Origin of the sequence: Cobetia sp. Ld8 (assembly GCF_045066615.1) — a bacterium.
GTDB lineage: Bacteria > Pseudomonadota > Gammaproteobacteria > Pseudomonadales > Halomonadaceae > Cobetia > Cobetia amphilecti.
The window spans coordinates 392,030-411,872 of the sequence record NZ_JBISHF010000006.1 but is presented as its reverse complement, the minus strand read 5'-3'; the positions used below and the strand labels follow the sequence as shown (position 1 = coordinate 411,872).

General features: G+C 62.4%; 18 protein-coding genes. 7 read left to right on the top strand and 11 right to left on the bottom strand.

Annotation, left to right across the window (positions count from 1 at the left end; all coding sequences use genetic code 11):
* Nucleotides 1–8 precede the first annotated feature (8 nt).
* The 7 genes from ACJJV2_RS03470 (at nt 9) to ACJJV2_RS03440 (ending at nt 6,475) form a co-directional block, all read left to right on the top strand.
* On the top strand, nt 9–770 hold the full coding sequence (locus ACJJV2_RS03470) for a DUF3261 domain-containing protein (protein WP_405278306.1): 762 nt from the start codon (nt 9–11) through the stop codon (nt 768–770).
* The gene (locus ACJJV2_RS03465) at nt 763–2,094 is read left to right on the top strand and encodes a beta-ketoacyl-ACP synthase (RefSeq protein ID WP_405278304.1); all 1,332 of its coding nucleotides are present in this window, start codon (nt 763–765) and stop codon (nt 2,092–2,094) included. The genes ACJJV2_RS03470 and ACJJV2_RS03465 overlap by 8 nt, the downstream gene beginning before the upstream one ends.
* A complete protein-coding gene (locus tag ACJJV2_RS03460; protein ID WP_405278302.1) occupies nt 2,088–2,696 on the top strand; it encodes a hypothetical protein in 609 nt (202 codons plus the stop codon). The genes ACJJV2_RS03465 and ACJJV2_RS03460 overlap by 7 nt, the downstream gene beginning before the upstream one ends.
* On the top strand, nt 2,696–3,469 hold the full coding sequence (gene fabG, locus ACJJV2_RS03455; RefSeq protein WP_052384269.1) for a 3-oxoacyl-ACP reductase FabG: 774 nt from the start codon (nt 2,696–2,698) through the stop codon (nt 3,467–3,469). Before ACJJV2_RS03460 ends, fabG begins: the two co-directional genes overlap by 1 nt.
* On the top strand, nt 3,469–4,728 hold the full coding sequence (locus tag ACJJV2_RS03450; protein WP_405278300.1) for a beta-ketoacyl-ACP synthase: 1,260 nt from the start codon (nt 3,469–3,471) through the stop codon (nt 4,726–4,728). Before fabG ends, ACJJV2_RS03450 begins: the two co-directional genes overlap by 1 nt.
* A gap of 214 nt (nt 4,729–4,942) precedes the next feature.
* A complete protein-coding gene (locus ACJJV2_RS03445; protein ID WP_213114480.1) occupies nt 4,943–5,482 on the top strand; it encodes a heavy metal-binding domain-containing protein in 540 nt (179 codons plus the stop codon).
* Nucleotides 5,483–6,007: 525 nt separating this feature from the next.
* Entirely contained in the window at nt 6,008–6,475 is a 468-nt protein-coding gene (locus ACJJV2_RS03440; RefSeq protein ID WP_405278298.1) for a hypothetical protein, read from the top strand.
* Here the strand turns inward: ACJJV2_RS03440 and ACJJV2_RS03435 are convergent.
* From ACJJV2_RS03435 to ACJJV2_RS03385, 11 genes are all read right to left on the bottom strand, one after another.
* On the bottom strand, nt 6,464–7,111 hold the full coding sequence (locus ACJJV2_RS03435; RefSeq protein WP_405278296.1) for a hypothetical protein: 648 nt from the start codon (nt 7,109–7,111) through the stop codon (nt 6,464–6,466). The two genes, ACJJV2_RS03440 and ACJJV2_RS03435, sit on opposite strands and share 12 nt — an antisense overlap.
* Before the next feature lie 440 nt (nt 7,112–7,551).
* Entirely contained in the window at nt 7,552–8,760 is a 1,209-nt protein-coding gene (locus tag ACJJV2_RS03430; protein ID WP_405278295.1) for a hypothetical protein, read from the bottom strand.
* 115 nt (nt 8,761–8,875) lie between these two features.
* Entirely contained in the window at nt 8,876–9,232 is a 357-nt protein-coding gene (locus ACJJV2_RS03425) for a RidA family protein (protein ID WP_043331456.1), read from the bottom strand.
* Nucleotides 9,233–9,643: 411 nt separating this feature from the next.
* Nucleotides 9,644–10,534, bottom strand: a complete 891-nt coding sequence (locus ACJJV2_RS03420; RefSeq protein ID WP_405278292.1) for a universal stress protein — start codon at nt 10,532–10,534, stop codon at nt 9,644–9,646.
* A 179-nt stretch (nt 10,535–10,713) separates the two neighbouring features.
* Nucleotides 10,714–12,201, bottom strand: coding sequence for a SulP family inorganic anion transporter (locus tag ACJJV2_RS03415; RefSeq protein ID WP_131432610.1), 1,488 nt, complete (start codon nt 12,199–12,201; stop codon nt 10,714–10,716).
* Nucleotides 12,202–12,465: 264 nt separating this feature from the next.
* Nucleotides 12,466–13,521 (bottom strand): DMT family transporter, encoded by a 1,056-nt coding sequence (locus tag ACJJV2_RS03410; RefSeq protein WP_405278290.1) that lies wholly within the window; start codon nt 13,519–13,521, stop codon nt 12,466–12,468.
* Between the two features lie 6 nt (nt 13,522–13,527).
* Nucleotides 13,528–14,388 (bottom strand): HAD family hydrolase, encoded by an 861-nt coding sequence (locus tag ACJJV2_RS03405; protein WP_405278288.1) that lies wholly within the window; start codon nt 14,386–14,388, stop codon nt 13,528–13,530.
* A 134-nt stretch (nt 14,389–14,522) separates the two neighbouring features.
* Nucleotides 14,523–15,536, bottom strand: coding sequence for a cyclodeaminase (locus ACJJV2_RS03400; RefSeq protein WP_405278286.1), 1,014 nt, complete (start codon nt 15,534–15,536; stop codon nt 14,523–14,525).
* A 58-nt stretch (nt 15,537–15,594) separates the two neighbouring features.
* Entirely contained in the window at nt 15,595–16,704 is a 1,110-nt protein-coding gene (locus ACJJV2_RS03395; RefSeq protein ID WP_405278284.1) for a pyridoxal-phosphate dependent enzyme, read from the bottom strand.
* Nucleotides 16,705–16,707: 3 nt separating this feature from the next.
* Nucleotides 16,708–18,168, bottom strand: a complete 1,461-nt coding sequence (locus ACJJV2_RS03390) for an aminotransferase (RefSeq protein WP_405278282.1) — start codon at nt 18,166–18,168, stop codon at nt 16,708–16,710.
* Between the two features lie 99 nt (nt 18,169–18,267).
* Nucleotides 18,268–19,821, bottom strand: coding sequence for an NAD-dependent succinate-semialdehyde dehydrogenase (locus ACJJV2_RS03385; protein WP_084589215.1), 1,554 nt, complete (start codon nt 19,819–19,821; stop codon nt 18,268–18,270).
* Between the last annotated feature and the right edge of the window lie 22 nt (nt 19,822–19,843).

Sequence of the window (19,843 nt, the reverse complement as noted above, 5' to 3'; positions counted from 1 at the left end):
GTAGCGTCATGAAAAACATGTCTTTCGCCTCTCACGCTGATTCTACTGGGCTGCGTTCAGCAGGGCTGCGCAGCCGCCTCGGGCTAGCCAGCCTCGCCGTGGCCGCCACGCTGCTGTTGAGCGGCTGCAGCCTGCTCGCCCCAAAGCCGCTGGAGGCTGCCAGCCCGATGCCGACGCTTGCGAGTCTCGAGCAGACCAGTACCCAACGTCTGATTCTGCGTGTGGCGCGTATAGAGAGTGATGACAACGCAAAACGGACTGTCGCTGTGGACGCCGATGCCGAGGCTGGCGAGAGTGCGCAGGAGCACAACCTGCCGCCTCTCATCGGCGTACTGCGTCAATCGCCCGAGGCCATGCGGCTGGTCATGCTCAGCGTGCAGGGCCAACGCCTGCTGACGCTGGTGCATGACGCCGATGGCAGCCGTTTCGAGAAGGCACGCCCCGAGGTGCTCGAGAAGCTGCCCTTCAGCGCCGACTGGCTGGCGCGGCGTATCGCCTGGGTGCACTGGCCGCAGGGGGCGATCGATGACGCCTTTGCGAACACAGGCTGGCAGCTGGTACAACGCGGCGACTGGCAGCAACGTCGCCAGCCCGCGCAGCGCATCATCACGCAAGATGGTGTGACCATCGCCGAACTGACCCGCGATGCCAGCGGCCGCGTGACCCTGCGCGACCCGGCGGCCGACATGCAGTTGACGCTGGAACCGCTGGCAGCGCCCAGCACACAGAACGCCCCTGACGACTCACCGGAAGCTCCCGCGCATGACTGAATCTGTTGCAACCGTGGCCACCGCTACCCCCAAGGGCCGCGACACTGGCAACGCCTGTCGCCTGTCACGCCCCGGCATCGTCTGCCCGCTGGGCGCAGACCACGGCCTGATCAGCAGTGCGCTGTTCAGCGCCAGCCGTGGCCTGCGTGTCAGTGATGACTTCAGTCCCGGCACGCCGCTGTCACTGGGGCGCGTCACCGCGCGGCTGGTGGATGACAGCGACTGGCCGGCCCCGCTGCGCTCACGCAACAACCGCCTGCTGGCCACCGCGCTTGATCAGCTGGCACCGGAGCTTGAAGCCCTCAAGCGCCAGGGCATCGCGCCGGAACGCATCGGCGTGGTGCTCGGCACCAGCACCTCCGGCATCGGTGAGACGGAAGCCGCGATGGACGCCCAGCGCGCCGCCGTCGCCCAGGGCACGCCGAGCGCCGATAGCTGGCCGCAGAGCTTTGAATATCGTCGTCAGGAACTGGGCGCGCCCGCCGAGTGTGTCGCCTGGCTGAGCGGCGCGCGCGGGCCGGTCTACACCCTGTCCACCGCCTGCACCTCCAGCGCCAAGGCCCTGGCCAGTGCACGGCGTCTGCTGGCTTCCGGCCAGTGCGATGCGGTGATCGCCGGTGGCGCCGACAGCCTGTGCCACATGACGGTGAAAGGCTTCATGAGCCTGGAGGCCGTCAGCCGCAAGCAGAGCCAGCCGCTGGGAGCCGAGCGTGATGGCATCAATCTGGGCGAGGCCGCGGTGCTGTTCGTGGTCACGCCGGAGCGTGGTGGCGTACAGCTGACCGGTGTCGGCGAATCCAGCGATGCCCACCATATTTCCGCGCCCTGCCCCGATGGCAGCGGCGCCGAGGCCGCAATGCGCGGCGCGCTCGCCAGTGCCGGCCGCGCTCCCGGCGAGATCGACTACATCAACCTGCACGGCACCGCCACGCCGCTGAATGATGCGATGGAAAGCCTCGCCATCAGCCGCCTGTTCGGCACGGATGCCGACTCTGATAGCGGTTCTGATGCCGGTTCTGATATCGATCACGCCCGTCTGCCCGCCGTCAGCTCGACCAAGGCCCTCACCGGCCATACGCTGGGCGCCTGCGGGGCACTGGAAGCCGCCTTCTGCTGGCTGGCGCTGGAACATGGCCGCCTGCCGCCGCATGCCACGCCGCGTGAAGCGCTGGACCCGACGCTGCCTGCGCTCAACATCGTCTATCGTGACCGCCCCGAGACCCCGCCGCTGCGGGTGATGAGCAATGCCTTCGCCTTCGGCGGCAACAATATCTCGCTGGTGCTGGAGCGCCACACCACCGACCCGGAGTCCTCTGCATGCTGACCCCGAGCACCGACTCAGTTTCCCCTGCTGGCGCTGAGGTGCAGCCCCGTGAGGCGCGCTATCCCGCCATGCCCTGCGCCATCGGCCCCTATGTGCCCCATGATGCCGGCATGTGCCTGCTGGATAGCGTGCTGCGCTGTGACGAGCATTCGCTGAGCGCCGACATCACCCCGACGCCAGACAACCTGTTCGCCGAGCAAGACGCCGACGGCCTGGCCGTGATTCCCGCCTGGGTCGGGCTTGAATGGATGGCGCAGGCCATCGCCGCCTGGTCGGGCCTGCAGGCCGCGCGCAGCGACCAGCCGCCGCGGGTCGGCTTTCTGCTCGGGAGTCGCCGCTATGAGAGCGAAGTCGCCGCCTTTTCCTGCGACTGCCGCTGGCAGATTCATGTTCAGCTCGACTATCGCGCCGACAATGGTCTGGGCGCCTTCGAGGCCACCATCAGCGACGAGCACGGCGCCACTGTCGCGCGTGCCGGCGTCAATGTCTTCGAGCCGGCGCCCGAGGCGCTGCCCTCCGCGGCGTCTACGCAAGACACCGCACAAGAATCCTCACCCGGACAGCAGGATGCTGCCGGTGCCTCATCGCAAGGTAATGTCTGATGTCTGTCACACCCCCCGCTACTGAAACTGCCACCGCCGCCCCTGAAGCACGCGAGTGGATTCTGGTCACCGGCTCCAGCCGTGGCATCGGCCGCGCCATCGCACTGCGCCTGGCCCGCGAAGGCTACAACCTGGTGCTGCATTGCCGCTCGCGCCGCGACGCCGCCGAGGAGGTCGCGCGTGAGATCAGCGCCCTGGGCGGCGAATCGCGCATCCTGAGCTTCGATGTCGCCGACCGAGAGGCCGCACGCAGCGCGCTGGAAGCCGATATCGAGGCCCACGGCTGCTACTACGGCGTGGTCTGCAATGCCGGCATCCATGCCGACAACGCCTTCCCGGCGCTCACCGATGAAGACTGGGACAGCGTGATCCGCACCAACCTCGATGGCTTCTACAACGTCATCAAGCCGCTTTCCATGCCGCTGGTACGCCGCCGCAAGCCGGGGCGCATCATCGTGATGTCCTCGGTGTCGGGCATGATGGGCAATCGGGGGCAGGTCAACTATTCCGCCGCCAAGGCGGGGCTGATCGGCGCGGTCAAGGCGCTGGCGGTGGAGCTGGCCAAGCGCCGCATCACCGTCAATGCCGTCGCACCGGGCGTCATCGCCACCGAGATGACCGAAGGCGTCGAGATGGAAGAGGCGCTGAAGATGATTCCCATGCGTCGCGCGGGGGAAGCCGAGGAAGTCGCCGCCACCGTGGCCTTCCTGTGCTCGAAGGACGCCGGCTACATCACCCGCCAGACCATCGCGGTGAATGGAGGGATGTTCTGATGACGGCTTCCTCTCACGCACTGCGCGGCAGACGTGTCGTGGTCACCGGCATGCATGGCTTCTCGCCCATCGGCAATGACTGGCCGACCCTGCGCGCCAACCTGGCCGCCGGACGCACCGGTATCCGCTATATCGAGGACTGGGACAAGTACGACGGTCTCAACACCCGCCTCGGCGCACCGGTCAACGATTTCGAACTGCCCAGGCACTACAACCGCCGCGCGCTGCGCAGCATGGGGCGTGTGGCGCAGCTGGCGACCCGCTCCAGCGAACTGGCGCTGGAAGCGGCCGGCCTGAGTGACAGCCCGCTCAAGGAAAGCGGCCAGATGGGCATCGCCTACGGCGCCTCAGCCGGTGAGCCGGATGCGGTGGCGGACTTCGGCAACATGCTGATCAATCACTCCACCGATGGCCTCAATGCCAACTCCTATATCCGCATGATGGCGCACACCGCGCCGGTCAATATCGGCGTGTTTCTCGGCATAAAGGGGCGGATTCACACCACCTCCAGCGCCTGCACCTCCGGCAGTCAGGGCATCGGCTACGCCTATGAGGCGATCCGCTTCGGCCGCCAGACCGCGATGGTCGCCGGTGGCTGCGAGGAGCTGTCCGCCGCCGATGCCGCCGTGTTCGATACCCTGTTCGCCACCAGTACCTGCAATGATCGCCCGGACCGCTCGCCGCGTCCCTTCGATGCCGAACGTGATGGCCTGGTGATCGGTGAAGGCGCCGGCACGCTGATTCTGGAAGAACTGGAGCACGCCCTGGCGCGCGGCGCGACCATCCACGCCGAGATTCTCGGCTTCGGCACCAACTCCGATGGCCGTCACGTCACCCAGCCGGACGCCAACATGATGGAAGCCGCGATGCGCATGGCGCTGGAGGATGCCGGTGTCGAGGCCAGTGAGATCGGCTATGTCAGCGCCCATGGCACCGCCACCGAGCGCGGCGATATCGCCGAGAGCCACGCCACCCATGCGGTGTTTGGCGATTCCACGCCGATCAGCGCCTTCAAGAGTTACACCGGCCATACCCTGGGTGCCTGTGGCGCGCTGGAGGCCTGGATCGCCATCGAGATGATGCGTGATGGCTGGTTCCACGGCACCGCCAATCTCACCAGTCTCGACCCGCGCTGTGCGCAGCTCGACTACCTCACCGGCGCAGGCCGCGAGATCGAGACGGACACCGTGATGAGCAACAACTTCGCCTTTGGTGGCATCAATACCTCACTGATTCTGCGTCGCTGGCAGGGCGAGTGAGTCACTGGCAATCTGATCTGGTGCCAGTCATCACGCTTCGCGCTGACGCCTTTGCAGGGTGTCGCCAACGTACGACTTTGCAGCGGGTCGGATCTGGCGCAAGATACGCGCCCGCTGCATGGTCTATGGTGTGATTGGCTCACGCCCCTGGCTGGCTGACGGCGATATTCACTGGCGTCGCGCCAGTCAATCACCCTGTTAGGAGAGGTCTCAGATGGCGTCACGTTCTGCTCAGTCGCTTGCATCCTCGAAACGTTCCGCGGCACCTGCCACACGCGCCCGCTCGGGTCGCGCCTCGCGTGTGCTGACACTGGTGTCCGCGCTGCTGCTCGGCTCTGCGGGGCTTGTGGCCTCCGCGCCGGCGGTGGCACGGGACACGCAGCACTTCCTGCCGATCATGCCGGTGATGGCCAGCACCGCGGCCAGTCAGCGACTGGGCAAGGACGTGGCCTTCTTCTTCGGTGACAAGCAGCCCTACGAGCGGATCGAGAAGCGCGGCTGGGCGCGGGTGAACCCGAAGACCAACGCGACCAACAAGAGCGATGCGGAAGCCTGTCGCTGGGTGTTCCTGTCGGCGCTGCGTGAGTTGCAGGAAAAGGCGCGCGAATATGGGGCCAATGCGGTGATCAACATTCGCAGCGACTATGACAAGGTGCCCTACTCCAGCAGCGAGAAGTACGAGTGCCATGCGGGCAATATCGTCGCGGGCGTCGCGTTGCGTGGGGATCTGGTGATCCTGCATCCGAAGAACTGATTCACCATCATGACGGCCAGACAAGGCGAGGGTGTGAGCGGGGCAAGTGAGCCGGTTGAGGATAACTCGGCAAGCGAGCCAGCGACGCGCCCGACCGATCACCCCGCCTACCGCTGCGTGGTGCTGGGGCATGCTGCAGCGGATGACTCCTGTTCGCCGAGCGCTGGTTCACTGAGCTCTGGTTCGCTGAACACTGATTCGCTGAGCAGTGGTTCGCCAAGCCTTGAGCCGCTGAGTGCCGAGCCGCTGAGTGTCGAACCGCCAAGCACCGAGCCGCTGATCTCGCATGATCCCCACGCCCTCGCCGCTTCACTGGCGTCTGCGACTGGCGGCGCTGCCCGTGTCTTGCCGAATCTCTGCTCTACATCATCCTCTCGGCCAGCCCGCCTGTGGCTGGCCGAGGCGTGTGTGCTGCCTGCGTTTTGTGCTGATTCGGCTGCTCCCTCTATCAATTCCTCGACTGAGACTTCCCGCCGTCGCGCGATGCGCGCTCGCCAGCCGGATGTGGATAACGCGGACACCCCCGTGTCATCTGCCAAGGCCCGCCGTCGCCAGCAACGTGAAGCTGAATCGCACCTCGCCCGCCTTCTGCTCGGCGAACTCGCCGCTGCCCAAGGCATTGTGCTGCCACTGGCCGACTGGTCGCCGCGTGGCCAGGCGCCCCACCACCCTGCGCTACCGGCTGGCTTTTACGTCTCCATCGCCCACCGCCACGGCCATGTGCTCGTCGGCCTCGCCACCCTCCCACTCGGGCTGGACCTCGAATACCGCAACCCCCGCCACATCCACGACCTCAACACCCGCATCGCCATGCTGCCCCTGGACGCACGCGAACGCCTCGCTGAGGCATCACACCTCAGCGAGACAGAACGACTGGACGGGTTTTATCGGGAATGGGTGAGGTATGAAGGATTTATAAAAGCTAGTCAATTTATGTGCATACTAGTTAGAACTTGCAAATCAGCCCAACATATAAAGAGGTTATTTTTGTAATGTCTTAAAAATAAAATGCGCTACTGCAATAATGCCGAACCCGAGGGTTACAAACAATAATGCAAGCCTAAACGAAGCATTAAGTTGTGGTGAGAAAAATATATATGACAGCAAAACCAGCAATAACCCAACAATAGCCAAGACATTATCTAAAGTGGTTATCCTCTGTCTAACAATACCGCCAAAATAAACAACAAAATACCACAATATAATGTAACCTATGCCTAGCATCAACAACTTAACTGCAACATCGAACTTCTCATCGCCGAAAATCAAAAACACAATAATTCCGCCCAGACTATAACTAATAATGACTGATATTGATGCTGCCCCTATGCCTACACCAAGATCTAGAGCTGACTCTAAACCAGTCTTTATGAAGGATATAAAACGAGTTTCACGCGACACCAAACGATCTATCATCAAAAGTATAATAACACTAAAAGTACACATATACAGAAAGATATTGAGCGCAACACCTTCCTGTATAAATTTCAATAAATAGCTTGAATCTCGATTACACACCTCAACCAGGGAAGAAAGTAAGCCTATAAACAATCCGAAAATAAAAAATATTGTTACAGGATTAACTAGCTCACTGTACCTTGAAAGCGCACTTTCATCTTTATATTTCATGAATCACCATTAAAGTTAGAACTGGAATTTCACGCTACCAAAAAATTAAATACTATCAAGACCCATGCCAAAAAATAACCTTATCAATCTAGAAACACCACACTTAACCATTACTCCAAAAACAGTGTATTACATCAATAAACCTATACATTCTCTCAACAAAATTAATACCTAACTATTAGTTGCTAATAGTAGATGACAAAACACATCACCACCATGTGATGCTAACTGGCTTAGTTTTCTCCATTATCCTGCTCGGGCTGGACCTCGAATACCGCACCCCCCGCCACGCCCACGACCTCGACGCCCGCATCGCCATGCTGCCCCTAGACGCACGCGAACGCCTCGCGGAAGCATCACACCTCAGCGAGACAGAACGAATGGAATGGTTTTATCAGGAATGTGTGAGATATAAGGCGATATTTAAATACTTATTTCAACTAATCTTGAGCTTTGGTGTGCTTATCATCTATAATTTCTTTAAGACCGTCAGCACTATTGCTCAAATCATTCGCAAATAGCCTATCAGCAACAATAGATTTAACTCTATTTCGGTCCTCTTTAGGCAACTCCGCCAAGAAAGGACCAATTGAAGCTAATTCAAGCTCTACTTTTCTATTCCTACGTTCAACAGAATGATGTTTTTCTGCTTGTTTAGAACTGTAACCCGCCAAAGCACCAAATGTTAATATAACACCCAACTTTGCTATAAACGAAGTAATTGAAAACTCTTCCAAGACACTTGAAAATACATTCATAGCGAATACAACCATACCTGCCAGGGATAACAAAGTCACAGCATCCCAGAACCGACCAACACTACGCTCCTCATTAGCTACTCGCTGATAGCCACCAACCATACCTGTATTTGCTATAACATGTATTAAACTTTCTGCCTGCTCTTTATTTTCCTTTATTTCTGAAATATATCCATTAGCTTTTTCACCTAGACTTTTTTCGAGCACATTAAATTTATCAGATACATCCTTATGTAATGAGCTCATGTTTACTGTATGCTTTTCTTTGGAATCATCAAGCTCGTCAGCCATCACTTTTAATAACTGATTATGCTCCGACCTTCTATTATCTTCGCTCTTAGAAAACTGTGCTTGTAAATCACTTATAACAGAGTCTGCACGATTTTTATTCTCTTCCAACTCTTTCCGTACCATTCTTAATGAATCATTAACATCTTTCACCTCTGCCCTCAAACTAGCAAGCTCATTCTCTGCATATCTAGCATTTTGACCTATCGACTTTCTAAATGACGCAATTGAATCTTTGAGTTGCTCTAGATCTAAATCTACTATGGGTATCCAGAACGCTCTGGAGTGTAATAAAATTGAATCCGCAGCTACACCTGCTGCATTTATATGCGCATTCGATCTTGCCTTCTTAAAATTGACCAGTTCTTGCTTAATTTTCAATAAATTTTGATCTATAGTACTTAATGCAGCCAATGATACCAATTCAGTATCAGCAGCACTTACTTGGTGTTTAAAGTTTTGGCATATGCGTTTAATCCTATGCAAAGACAGTAACGCTTCTAAACTTACTTCATCCTCCTGAAAATCGTCAATAGTGGTGACAATTTCATCTACCTTACTTAGGGCAGGATGTTGTGCTATTTTTTCAGAAAATCCAATCATTACAAGTACCTCACTATATCCATATAGTTAACAACACAAACTTAAATGTTTATTGGTATAAATACAAAGCCCGCCAGAGAAAACCCCGGCGGGCTTAGAAAAATCATACTGCGAGTTACTTAACGGCGGCGACCACGGTAATTTCACACAGTAGTTCCGGGCTGGCCATGGCGGCTTGTACGCAGGCGCGGGCGGGGGCGTGGCCTTGTGGTACCCAGGTGTCCCAGATGTCGTTGAAGGTCTTGAAGTCGTCCATTGTCTTGAGATAGACGGTGGCGGAGAGCAGGTGCTCGCGGTCGGTGCCGACTTCTTCCAGCAGCGCATCGACACGCGCGAGCATGCTGTTGGCCTGGTCCGTGATATTCCCGAAGCGATGGTCCGGACCGGCGACCTGGCCACACAGGTAGATGGTGTTGTTGTGGATCACGGCGCGGCTCATGCGCGGCTTGGTGTCATGGCGTTGGATGTTCATCGAGAGTGTCCTTGTGCTGTTCTTCTTGGGTAGTGGAAAAATGCCCCCAGCGGTACTGATACAGAAAAGACCGCTGGCGAAGCAGGGTGAGGTCAGTCCTTCAGCGTTCCAGATTCGCGCGAGCGGCGCAACGCGACCTGCGGGGAATATTACCCTGCATCAGAAGAACCTGTGGTTTCAGTTATGGGGGCTCTTGTGGTGGCTCTTGTGGTGACACCTGTTGTTTCACGCGTGCTGCCGGTGATGCAGGAAAACGGGCGTGAACTCAAGACTGCCGGTATACGAAGACACCCGCCAGACAGCAAGACGCCGCGCCCGAGAGATTTCGGAAGCGCGGCGTCACGGCAATGATGAAAACGGCTCGCTCATCAGCCAATGCTCGGAGAGCCGCCTGAGCGACTCAGACACGGCTCAGCGCAGAATCAGCAGCGGCACCGTGGCGTTGCGAATCATCTCGGTGGTGGTGCTGCCGACCAGCAGCTGACGGATGCGCGAGTGGCCGTAGGCACCCATCACCAGCATGTCGATGGCGTGCTCCTTGGCATATTCGCGCAGGCAGGCTTCCACCTCCCCTGCTCTGAAGCTGGCCTGCACGCTGAAACCTGCCGCGGTGAGGGTGTCGCGCGCGGCGTCCAGCGGGGCCTGATGTTCCACCGACTCCGCGCCGACCATCACCAGATGCAGCTCCACGCCTTGCAGCAGCGGACTGGCCGCCAATACCTCGACGGCGCGCTTGATGGTGGTGCTGCAATCGAAGGCGATCAGCACCCGCGTCGGCTGATTGAACTCGCCCGGCACCACCAGCACCGGACGATGCAGGCTGCGAATCACGCGCTCCAGATTGCTACCGAGGTGCTCGCTGGCCTGCTCCGCCCCTTCGCCGCGCTTGCCGATCACCAGCAGGCGAATCTCGTCTTCAAGATCCGCGAGGGTCTCGACCAGCTCTCCATTGCGCTGGCGTGGGCGCGGCTCCTCGATACCCGCCTGCACGGCGCGCTCGTAGGCGGCCTCCAGCATCAGGCGGCCCTGCTCCTGGGCGATACGCCCGCGTTGCTCATCCAGGGTGGCGAGCTCTTCCAGCAGGTGCTCGCGCGCGCCGAGCCCGATGCTGCCGGAGAGATCACTGCTGGTCTCGCCCGCCCCTTCCTGGCGGTCGATCACATGCAGGAAGCTCAGCGGTGCCGAGAGGCGCTTGCTGGCCCATACGGCGGCATCACACACGGAGACGGCAAAGGCGGAGCCGTCAATGCAGGCGGTGACCTTGTCATGGCCTGTCAGGGCACTGGCAGAGGATTGGCTCATGGCGTGCTTCCTTATGCTGACGATCAAGGTGGCGCTTCAGGCGCCTGTTTCGAGATTACCACTTTCCGACCCCACCAACGCAAACGGCGGGCAGCCCGTGAAGGACTGCCCGCCGTCTTTACGCATCAATCACGCTGCTGGCGCCCCCGCCCTCGATCAGGCGGGGGGAGCCATCAGGATCAGTGACCCATCAGCTTCTCGACCGCATCGGGCTTGTCATGCACCGCGAAGCGATCCACCAGCGTGGCGCTGGCTTCGTTGAGGCCACGCACCTCGACCTCGGTACCCTCGCGGCGGAACTTGACCACCACGGTGTCCAGCGCGCCGATGGCGGTGATGTCCCAGAAGTGCGCACGGCTGACGTCGATGACGACACGCTCGACGGTCTCCTTGAGGTCAAAACCGGCTTGGAACTGCTCGCTGGAGGCGAAGAACACCTGACCGACCACGCGGTATTCGCGGGTACGGCCATCGGCATTCATGTCGCTGCCGATATGCAGCACCTGACCGATCTTGTTGGCGAAGAACAGCGCCGAGAGCAGCACGCCGACCAGCACGCCGATCGCCAGGTTGTGGGTCGCGACCACGACGGCCACGGTGCCCAGCATGACGATGTTGGTGGACATCGGGTGGGTCTTGAGGTCACGGATCGACTGCCAGGAGAAGGTGCCGATGGAGACCATGATCATCACCGCGACCAGAGCGGCCATCGGAATCTGCGAGACCCACGGGCCGAGGAACACGACCATGATCAGCAGCACGACACCCGCCACCATGGTGGAGAGACGCGTACGACCGCCGGACTTCACGTTGATCATCGTCTGGCCGATCATCGCGCAACCCGCCATGCCGCCGAGGAAGCCGGTGACGACGTTGGCCGCGCCCTGGCCCTTGCACTCACGGTTCTTGTCGGACGGCGTATCGGTCAGGTCATCGACCAGGGTGGCCGTCATCAGGGATTCCAGCAGGCCCACGACCGCCAGCGGCAGCGAGTACGGCAGGATGATCCACAGGGTTTCCAGATTGAAGGGGATGTCCGGAATCAGGAACACCGGCAGGCTGTCCGGCAGCTCGCCCATGTCGCCGACGGTGCGGATATCCAGACCGACGACCATCGCGAAGATGGTGAGCACGATGATGCAGACCAGCGGCGACGGCAGCAGCTTGCCGACCTTCGGCACCAGCGGCAGCAGGTAGATGATGCCGAGACCGGCCGCCGTCATGGCGTAGACGTGCCAGGTGACGTTGGTCAGCTCCGGCAGCTGGGCCATGAAGATCAGGATCGCCAGCGCATTCACGAAGCCGGTGACCACCGAGCGCGACACGAAGCGCATCAGCGAGCCGAGCTTGAAGTAGCCGAAGATGATCTGGATCACGCCGGTCAGCACGGTGGCGGCCAGCAGGTATTCCAGGCCGTGGTCCTTGACCAGGTCGACCATCAGCAGTGCCATGGCACCGGTGGCGGCGGAGATCATGCCCGGACGGCCACCGGCGATGGCGGTCACCACGGCGATGGAAAAGGAGGCATACAGGCCGACCTTGGGGTCGACACCGGCAATGATGGAAAAGGCGATGGCTTCGGGGATCAGGGCCAACGCCACCACCAGGCCGGACAGGATGTCGGGCCGGAGGTTGGAGAGCCACTGCTGTTTGAGGCTGCTTGTCATCGAGTCGTCCGCAACAGGTTGGGGAAGGTGGTGTGCGTGCTGAATCCTGGCGCTGTCGAGTCAGTCTGGCGTCCGGTTGTTGCAATCTTCATCACTGCCGTCAGGGGCAGTGCCGCTCGCACCTGGCTCGCGTCGTGAAGTCACCGTCGTTTCCGGTCGCCCTGTGGCTTTCTTCGCGCCATGAGCTATTCGCTCCGGTCGCCGTGAGGCGTCCAGAGGGCTGTCATTTGACAGTGAATAAACTCGGGGATGGGCAGGATTGTATCAGTTGCCGCCAGCAGACGCATCCGCAGAAGGCGTACGCGTGGCCTGCAGGTGACGCAGGCGGCGGTCGATCAGACTCTTGATCAGCATCGCGCCCAGCACCATGGCGCCGCCCACCCAGCCACGCACGGTCAGCGACTCGTCCAGCACCCACCACACCCACAGGATGCCGAACACGCTTTCCAGCAGCATCAGCAGCGCCACCTCGGCGGACGGCAGGTACAGCGGGCCACGCTGGATCAGCGTGAAGCCCAGCGGCGAGAGCACCAGACACAGCAGCACCAGCCAGCCGGCGCGCTGGGCGAAATCAGCGCTGTGCGAGGGCCATAGCTGGGTGATCACGCTCTCGAGGCCCTCTGCTGCACCCTCGCCTACCCCTACCCCAGAGACTGCCAACCATGTGCAGGCCAGCAGGCCGCACAGCGCGGTCATAAGTCCCGACAGTGTCAGCATCGGGCTCATGTCGAGGCCCGGGCGCGTGCGACACAGCGTGAAGTTGCCCGCCAGTGACAGGCTGCAGCCCAGCGCGAGCAGATTGCCGGTCAGCGAACCGCTGCCCGCCTCGTCCATCACCAACAGCGTGATGCCCGCCAGCGAGACCAGAATCGCGCCCCACACATGGCGCGGCTGGCGCTCGCCCAGCCATAGCCGCGACATCAGCGCCGCGAACAGCGGACTGGCAGCGAGGATGATCAGCACGTTGCCGGCGCGGGTGTATTGATTGGCGAGCACGAAGCCCAGCGTGGAGCCGGTGAACAGCAGCGCGACCCACAGCCCGGTGCGCCCGCAGCCACGCATGCGCGCCAGCGCACTGGCGAAGCGCTGGGCAGGCCCGCCGCGCTGGGTGAGCAGCAGAATCAGCGCGAAGCCGATGGCCGTCAGCAGGCCGCGCCAGAACACCAGCGGGCCATCGGCGACATCGGCGAGACGCAGCAACAGCGCATCTGGCGAGATCAGCAATACGCCCAGCGCCGTCAGCGCGACGCCGCGCGCCTGCAGGGCTCTGGCATCCGGGCTGTGATCACGGGAAAGATGGGAGTCAGTCGACGGCTTCATGCACGCTCAGTCCGATTCGATGGACAGGTGCGACTGGCGCCAGTCGACCACCGGCCAGCCACGCGCTTCGGCGAACTGGCGCAGCGGCGCATCCGGCTGGGTGGCGTGGGGATGATCGACCCGCTCGAGCAGCGGCAGGTCGTTGTGGGAATCGGAGTAGCCCCACAGCGTCTGCGGCGCTCGCTTGAGCTGGCTGGCGTCTTCCAGCCAGGCATCCAGCGCCGCCAGCTTGCCTTCGCGGAAGGTGACGATGCCGGTGGTCTCGCCGGTGAAGCGGCCCTGATCATCGAAGGCAGGATGGGTGGCCAGCGCGCCATCGGCGGTCAGGCGACTGGCGATGGGGCCGACCAGATGATGCATGGAGGCAGAGATGATCAGGGTGCGATGGCCCGCCTCGCCGTGTTCGGCCAGCCGTGCGATGCCGCCTTCCAGCAGACGCGGCATCACCATTTCTTCCACGAAATCATCGACTTCACGCCGCACCTCATCGCGATGCCGCCCGATGAGCGGGCTGAGCAGATGGCCGGTGTGCTCGTGGATATCCAGGGTGCCGGCGTGATACTCGCTCTGGTGGCGCTCGCCGATGGCCATGAAGGCATCGACATCCTCGATCCAGCCACAGGCGGCCATCCAGCGCATCCACATGCCGGTGCAGTCGCCATCGAGCAGGGTATCGTCGAGATCGAACACCGCCAGCGGGGAATCCAGCTGGCAGAAATGGCGCAGATACCCCTCACCCGGCGGCGATAGCGGTGGCAGCAGCGTCACGGCATCGCAGTCGGCACAGAGATCCGCCAGCGGCGAGCGGCGGACCTCTACCCCGGGGGCAGCATTGAGGGCGCGCGGCGCAGCAGAGGGTGAGGGCATGGTTCGAGTCACGACAGGCTCCGAGTGGACGAGGGAGTCAACGGCTTCCTGCCGTTACTGCGTGACCCTCGCATGCGGCGCCGCGCTGGGCAAGTCCGTCGCGCCTTCATGACCCGCTGTCGCTGCGTGCGGCGCTAGCGCTGGGCGAGTCGAGCGAGCGCCAGGCTGGCAATCGCGGTGTCCTGCACGCCGGTACCGGTAAGGTCTGCCACCGTAATGAGGGTATCAGTGGCGGTATCGGTCTGTTCACCGCTGTTCTGGTCACCCTCACGCAGACGACGCCCATCGGCCAGCAGCTTGCCCAGCTCGTACACCTCGCATGCCTTGGCCTGGTCTTCATCCAGCCCCTTCAGCTCGCCATTGATTTCCGACTGGGCGCGGCTGTCACACACGAAGTAGTCGCAATCGGTCAGCACATCGGCTTCCAGCTCGCGCTTCTCGGGGCTGTCGGAGCCCATCGCGGTGACATGCACGCCTTCCGGCAGCATCGAGTATTCCAGCAGCGGCGTGTGAGACGGCGTGGCGGTGATGATGATATCGGCGTTCTGACACAGCGCATGCAGGCTGTCATGGCTGCGCACGGTGAGGCCCAGACGCTGCTCGGTGTCCCGCGCGAAGCGCTCGCCGCGCTCCTTGTCACGCGCCCAGACATCGACACTCTCGATATCGCGCACCAGCCGCAGCGCTTCCAGCTGCAGGCTCGCCTGCTCACCGGCGCCGATCAGTGCGACGCGCTTGCTGTCGGGGCGCGACAGGGCCTCTGCTGCCACGGCACCGGCCAGCGCGGTGCGAATGGCGGTGAGATAGCCGCCGTCATCCAGCAGGGCCTTGGCCAGTCCCGTCTCGGCGGAGAACACCACCATCAAACCATTGAGGCTTGGCAGGCCGCGGGCGGGATTGTTGAAGAAGCCGGGGCTGATCTTGATCGCGAAGTGCTTGAGCCCCTGGATGTGGGCAGTCTTGACGTCCACCTCGCCGTTGGCCTCCTCGATGGCCATCGACAGGATCGGCGGCTGCACCACCTTGCCTTGGCCCAGCGCGATGAAGGCATCGCGAATGGTGCCCAGTGCCGTGGCGTCCAGCCCCACGACCTGCTCGATCTGCTCACGGGAATACGTCTGCATGCTTTCTTGAGTCGGTTCCGTCATGCGCCCTCCTCCTGGTGTGCCGTCATCTGTCTCACGCTGTGAGCCATGGGCGAAAAAATCACTGCTGAGCGTCCGCCAGCAGCGCTCTGGCCTGATCGAAGGTCTCCAGACTGACCCCATTGCCGCTGATGATCAGCGCGACACGCTGGCCGCGGATCGACTCGGCCAGCGCCGGGTCGGTCTCGCCCAGCCGCGAGGCCTCAAGCGCGGCAAGCCCGACCACGGCGGCGCCCTCGACCAGCAGCTTCTCCTCTTCCAGCAGCAGGTGCATGGCGCGAGCGATGGCGCGCTCGCTGACCTGATGGTGTTCATCCATCACGCGGCGCACCAGCGGCAGCGTGGTGTGATTGCCAAGCCCGATGCCGCCGCCCAGCGAATCGGCGAGGCTGGCGACCTCTTCCACCTCCACCGGTGTGCCCGCCTGCAGGCTGTGCCACATGGCCGCGCCTTCGGTGAGGCTGATGCCATGCACGCGAGTCGCGGGGCGAAACGCCTTGAGCGCCGCCCCGATACCGCCGAGCAGGCCGCCGCCGGACAGTCCGATCAGTACCTGATCGAGCTGCGGGCAATCTTCCATCAACTCAAGCCCGATGGTGCCCTGACCAGCCGCGATCAGCGGGTCATCGAAGGGTGGCACCGCCAGCATGCCCTCCTCCTCGACCAGCCGATTGACCTCGTGGAAGGCCTCGTCCTGGCTGCGCCCGACCCGGCGCACCTCGACACTGCCGCCAGTGGCACCGCCCAGCTCACCCAGCGCCTCGATGGCACGCACCTTGTTGGCGGGCACCTGCTCGGAGAGACAGATGACCGCCCTGAGGCCACGGCGCATCGCGGCGTAGGCCAGTGCGCGACCATGATTGCCGGTGGAGGCGGTGGTCACACCGCGCTGGAGGCGCTCGTAGGCCTCCCCGGCGGCCTGCTCCGCCACGGCGGCCAGCAGATTGCTGGCCCCGCGCAGCTTGAAGGCGCCGGTGGGCTGGCGGGTCTCCAGCTTGAGCAGAATCTCGGCATCGAAGCGTCGCGACAGCGCCGGTGAAGGCACCAGCGCCGTGCGTTCGACACCCGTGGCCATCGATGAATGAAACAGCCGCTGGCGCGCGGCATAGATATCGGCCAGCGCCAGCGGCGTTTCCCGTGTGCTCTTGAGCGGGGGTAAGGTCAATGCCATGACTTACTGATCACCGGAAGAGAGATCGCCATTGTTGACAAGCTCCTGATGCACCTTGTCCACGGCGCGACGCGCGCGGGCGACGATGTCATCGATTTCCTCAGGCGTGACCACCAGCGGCGGCGCGAAGCCGAGGATGTCGCCCTGCGGCATGGCGCGAGCGACCAGGCCTTCCTCGAGGGCTGCCGCGGAGATGCGCGGGCCGACCTTGAGCGCTGAGTCGAACGCCTTGCGCTGTGACGGCTGCGGCGAGAACTCCAGTGCCGCCAGCAGGCCGATGCCCCGCACATTGCCGACGATGGGGTGATTGGCGAAGGCGTCCTGCATGGCGTTCTGCAGATAGGCGCCGGTCTCGCGGGCGTTGTCGACCAGGCGCTCGCGGCGGATGATCTCCAGGTTGGCGACACCGGCGGCGGCGCCCAGCGCATGGCCGGAGTAGGTCCAACCGTGGCCGATGGGGCCGAATTCGCCGGTGCCCTGCTCCAGCACCTGCCACACGCGGTCACCGACGATGACCCCGGACAGCGGCTGATAGGCGCTGGTCAGGCCCTTGGCGATGGTGACCAGGTCCGGCTTGATGCCGAAGTGCTGGAAGCCGAACTGGCTGCCGATGCGCCCGAAACCACACACTACCTCATCGCAGATCATCAGGATGTCGTGGCGCTTGAGCACGGCCTGGATGGCCTCCCAGTAGCCCTCCGGCGGCGGCACGATGCCACCGGTGCCCAGCACCGGCTCGCCGATGAAGGCGCCGACGGTCTCCGGCCCTTCGGCCTGGATCATCGCCTCGAGCTTCTCGGCGCACCAGGTGGAGAATTCACGCTCGCTCATCTCGGCGCACTCGGCGGGACGGCGGTAGTAGTCCGGTGCCTCGGTGTGCAGGATGCCGGGAATCGGCAGATCGAAGTGATCATGGAAGGCCGCCAGCCCGGTCAGCGAGCCTGAGGCGATGCCGGAGCCGTGATAGCCGCGCCAGCGCGAGATGACCTTCTTCTTCTCCGGCTTGCCGATCACGTTGTGGTAATAGCGCACCAGCTTGAGCTGGGTCTCGTTGGCATCACTGCCGGACATGCCGTAATAGACCCTGGACATGTCGGGGCCGGCCAGTTCGAGAATCTTCTCGGACAGCGCGATCTGCGGCTCGTTCGAGTGGCCGACATAGGTGTGGTAGTAGCTGAGCTTGAGGGCCTGCTCGTGGATGGCATCGGCGACTTCCGTGCGACCGTAACCGATGTTGACGCAGTAGAGGCCGGCGAAGCCGTCGATCAGCTCACGCCCGTCACGCTCTCGGATGCGGATGCCTTCGCCGCCGGTGATCACGCGGCCCGGTGCATCGCCCTGGGCGTAATCGCGCAGGTGGGTCGAGGCATGGAAGGTGACCTTGCGATCACGGCGAATCAGCTCATCGGTCGAGGTCGCGTCGTCGAAGCTGGCGGCCTGACTCAGGGTGTTATCGGTGCTCATGTGACTCTCCGAATGCTCAACTAGGGGCGATCGACCGGCGGTGATGCTCAATGGCCACCGGTCGCCATGATCGACATGTGACAGTGAAGGATGTCCGTCTCAACTTCCGGAGGCGCTTTCCAGTCCACCCAGACAGTAGTACTTGATATCGAGATATTCCTCGAGCCCCTGACGCCCACCTTCGCGACCCAGGCCAGATTGCTTGACGCCGCCGAAGGGAATTGGCGCGCCGGTCATCTTGACGGAATTGACCGAGACCATGCCGAAGCGCAGGCCACGCATCAGTTGCCAGATGCGGCGCACATCGTGGGTATAGACGTAGGCGGCGAGGCCGTATTCGGTGTCGTTGGCCATCGCGATCACCTCTTCCTCATCGTGCCAGGCGGTGATGCCGGCCACCGGCGAGAAGGTTTCCTCGCGCCAGACGCGCATGTCGGGCGTGATGTCGGCCAGCAGCACCGGCATGAAGAAGTTGGGGCCCGGCGCCATGCTCTGGTCGCCGTGGATCAGCCGCGCGCCACGCTCGACGGCGTCATCGACGATGGTCTGCGCCTTGGCGACGGCGTCGCGGTGGATCAGCGGGCCAAGGTCGATCCCCTTCACCTGGCCATTGCCGACCTTGAGCTGCTTCATGATGCGCGCGAAGTGGCTCAGGAAGTCCTCATAGAGGCTGTCGTGGACCAGGATACGGTCGGCCGCGAGGCAGTCCTGACCGGAGGTCTGGAACTTGGCATCGACGGCGGCGCGTGCAGCCTCCTCGGGGTCCATGTCCGGCCCGACGATGAAGGGCGCGTTGCCGCCCAGCTCCAGCGAGACGCGCTTGACGCTGTCGGCGCACTGTTTCAGCAGCAGACGCCCGACCCGGGTGGAGCCGGTGAATGACAGCCCGGCGACGCGCGGGTCGTCACACAGCTGCCTGGAGACCTCGGAGGCCTCGCCGGTGATGACGCTGAAGACACCGGCGGGAATGCCGGCGCGCTCGGCCAGCTCCGCCAGTGCCAGCGCCGAGAACGGCGTCTCGCCGGCCGGCTTGACCAGCACCGTACAGCCCGCCGCCAGCGCGGCCGCGGCCTTGCGGGTGATCATCGCCAGCGGGAAGTTCCATGGCGTGATCAGCGCCGCGACACCGATAGGCTCACGCACGGTGCCCAGCGCGGCATTCGGGATATGGCTGGGAATGGTCTCGCCGAAGGCACGATTGCCCTCCTCGGCGAACCAGTGAACGAAGCTGGCGCCGTATTCCACCTCGCCGCGCCCATCGTCGAGCGACTTGCCCTGCTCACGCGTCATCAGCATGGCCAGGTCTTCCTTGTGGGCGCGGATGAGGTCGTACCAGGCATCCAGCAGCTCGCCGCGCTGGTCGACGCGCAGCTTGCGCCATTCACGCTGGGCCGCATCGGCGGTGGCGATGGCGGCGTCGATCTGCGCCTCCTCGAGCCACGGCACCTGGCCGAGACGCTCGCCGGTGGCGGGGTCGAAGACCGCCTCCTCGCGTCCGCCTTCACCATGCACCCAGCAGCCATTCACGTAGGCGAGCTGGCGAAACAGGCGCGGGTCTTCCAGGGCAATGCCTTGGCTGGCGAACTGGGTGGGCTCGGACGTCGCTCCGTCCTGGGAAGTTGCCCACTGTCGTGCAAGAGATTGAGCACTCATCGCTTGTCTCCCGGGCCGCACG

Bases quoted from the DNA above. Each gene is read 5' to 3' on its own strand.
- ACJJV2_RS03470 (WP_405278306.1), top strand. From the start codon at position 9: ATGAAAAACATGTCTTTCGCCTCTCACGCTGATTCTACTGGGCTGCGT.
- ACJJV2_RS03465 (WP_405278304.1), top strand. From the start codon at position 763: ATGACTGAATCTGTTGCAACCGTGGCCACCGCTACCCCCAAGGGCCGC.
- ACJJV2_RS03460 (WP_405278302.1), top strand. From the start codon at position 2,088: ATGCTGACCCCGAGCACCGACTCAGTTTCCCCTGCTGGCGCTGAGGTG.
- fabG (WP_052384269.1), top strand. From the start codon at position 2,696: ATGTCTGTCACACCCCCCGCTACTGAAACTGCCACCGCCGCCCCTGAA.
- ACJJV2_RS03450 (WP_405278300.1), top strand. From the start codon at position 3,469: ATGACGGCTTCCTCTCACGCACTGCGCGGCAGACGTGTCGTGGTCACC.
- ACJJV2_RS03445 (WP_213114480.1), top strand. From the start codon at position 4,943: ATGGCGTCACGTTCTGCTCAGTCGCTTGCATCCTCGAAACGTTCCGCG.
- ACJJV2_RS03435 (WP_405278296.1), bottom strand. From the start codon at position 7,111: ATGAAATATAAAGATGAAAGTGCGCTTTCAAGGTACAGTGAGCTAGTT.
- ACJJV2_RS03430 (WP_405278295.1), bottom strand. From the start codon at position 8,760: ATGATTGGATTTTCTGAAAAAATAGCACAACATCCTGCCCTAAGTAAG.
- ACJJV2_RS03425 (WP_043331456.1), bottom strand. From the start codon at position 9,232: ATGAACATCCAACGCCATGACACCAAGCCGCGCATGAGCCGCGCCGTG.
- ACJJV2_RS03420 (WP_405278292.1), bottom strand. From the start codon at position 10,534: ATGAGCCAATCCTCTGCCAGTGCCCTGACAGGCCATGACAAGGTCACC.
- ACJJV2_RS03415 (WP_131432610.1), bottom strand. From the start codon at position 12,201: ATGACAAGCAGCCTCAAACAGCAGTGGCTCTCCAACCTCCGGCCCGAC.
- ACJJV2_RS03410 (WP_405278290.1), bottom strand. From the start codon at position 13,521: ATGAAGCCGTCGACTGACTCCCATCTTTCCCGTGATCACAGCCCGGAT.
- ACJJV2_RS03405 (WP_405278288.1), bottom strand. From the start codon at position 14,388: ATGCCCTCACCCTCTGCTGCGCCGCGCGCCCTCAATGCTGCCCCCGGG.
- ACJJV2_RS03400 (WP_405278286.1), bottom strand. From the start codon at position 15,536: ATGACGGAACCGACTCAAGAAAGCATGCAGACGTATTCCCGTGAGCAG.
- ACJJV2_RS03395 (WP_405278284.1), bottom strand. From the start codon at position 16,704: ATGGCATTGACCTTACCCCCGCTCAAGAGCACACGGGAAACGCCGCTG.
- ACJJV2_RS03390 (WP_405278282.1), bottom strand. From the start codon at position 18,168: ATGAGCACCGATAACACCCTGAGTCAGGCCGCCAGCTTCGACGACGCG.
- ACJJV2_RS03385 (WP_084589215.1), bottom strand. From the start codon at position 19,821: ATGAGTGCTCAATCTCTTGCACGACAGTGGGCAACTTCCCAGGACGGA.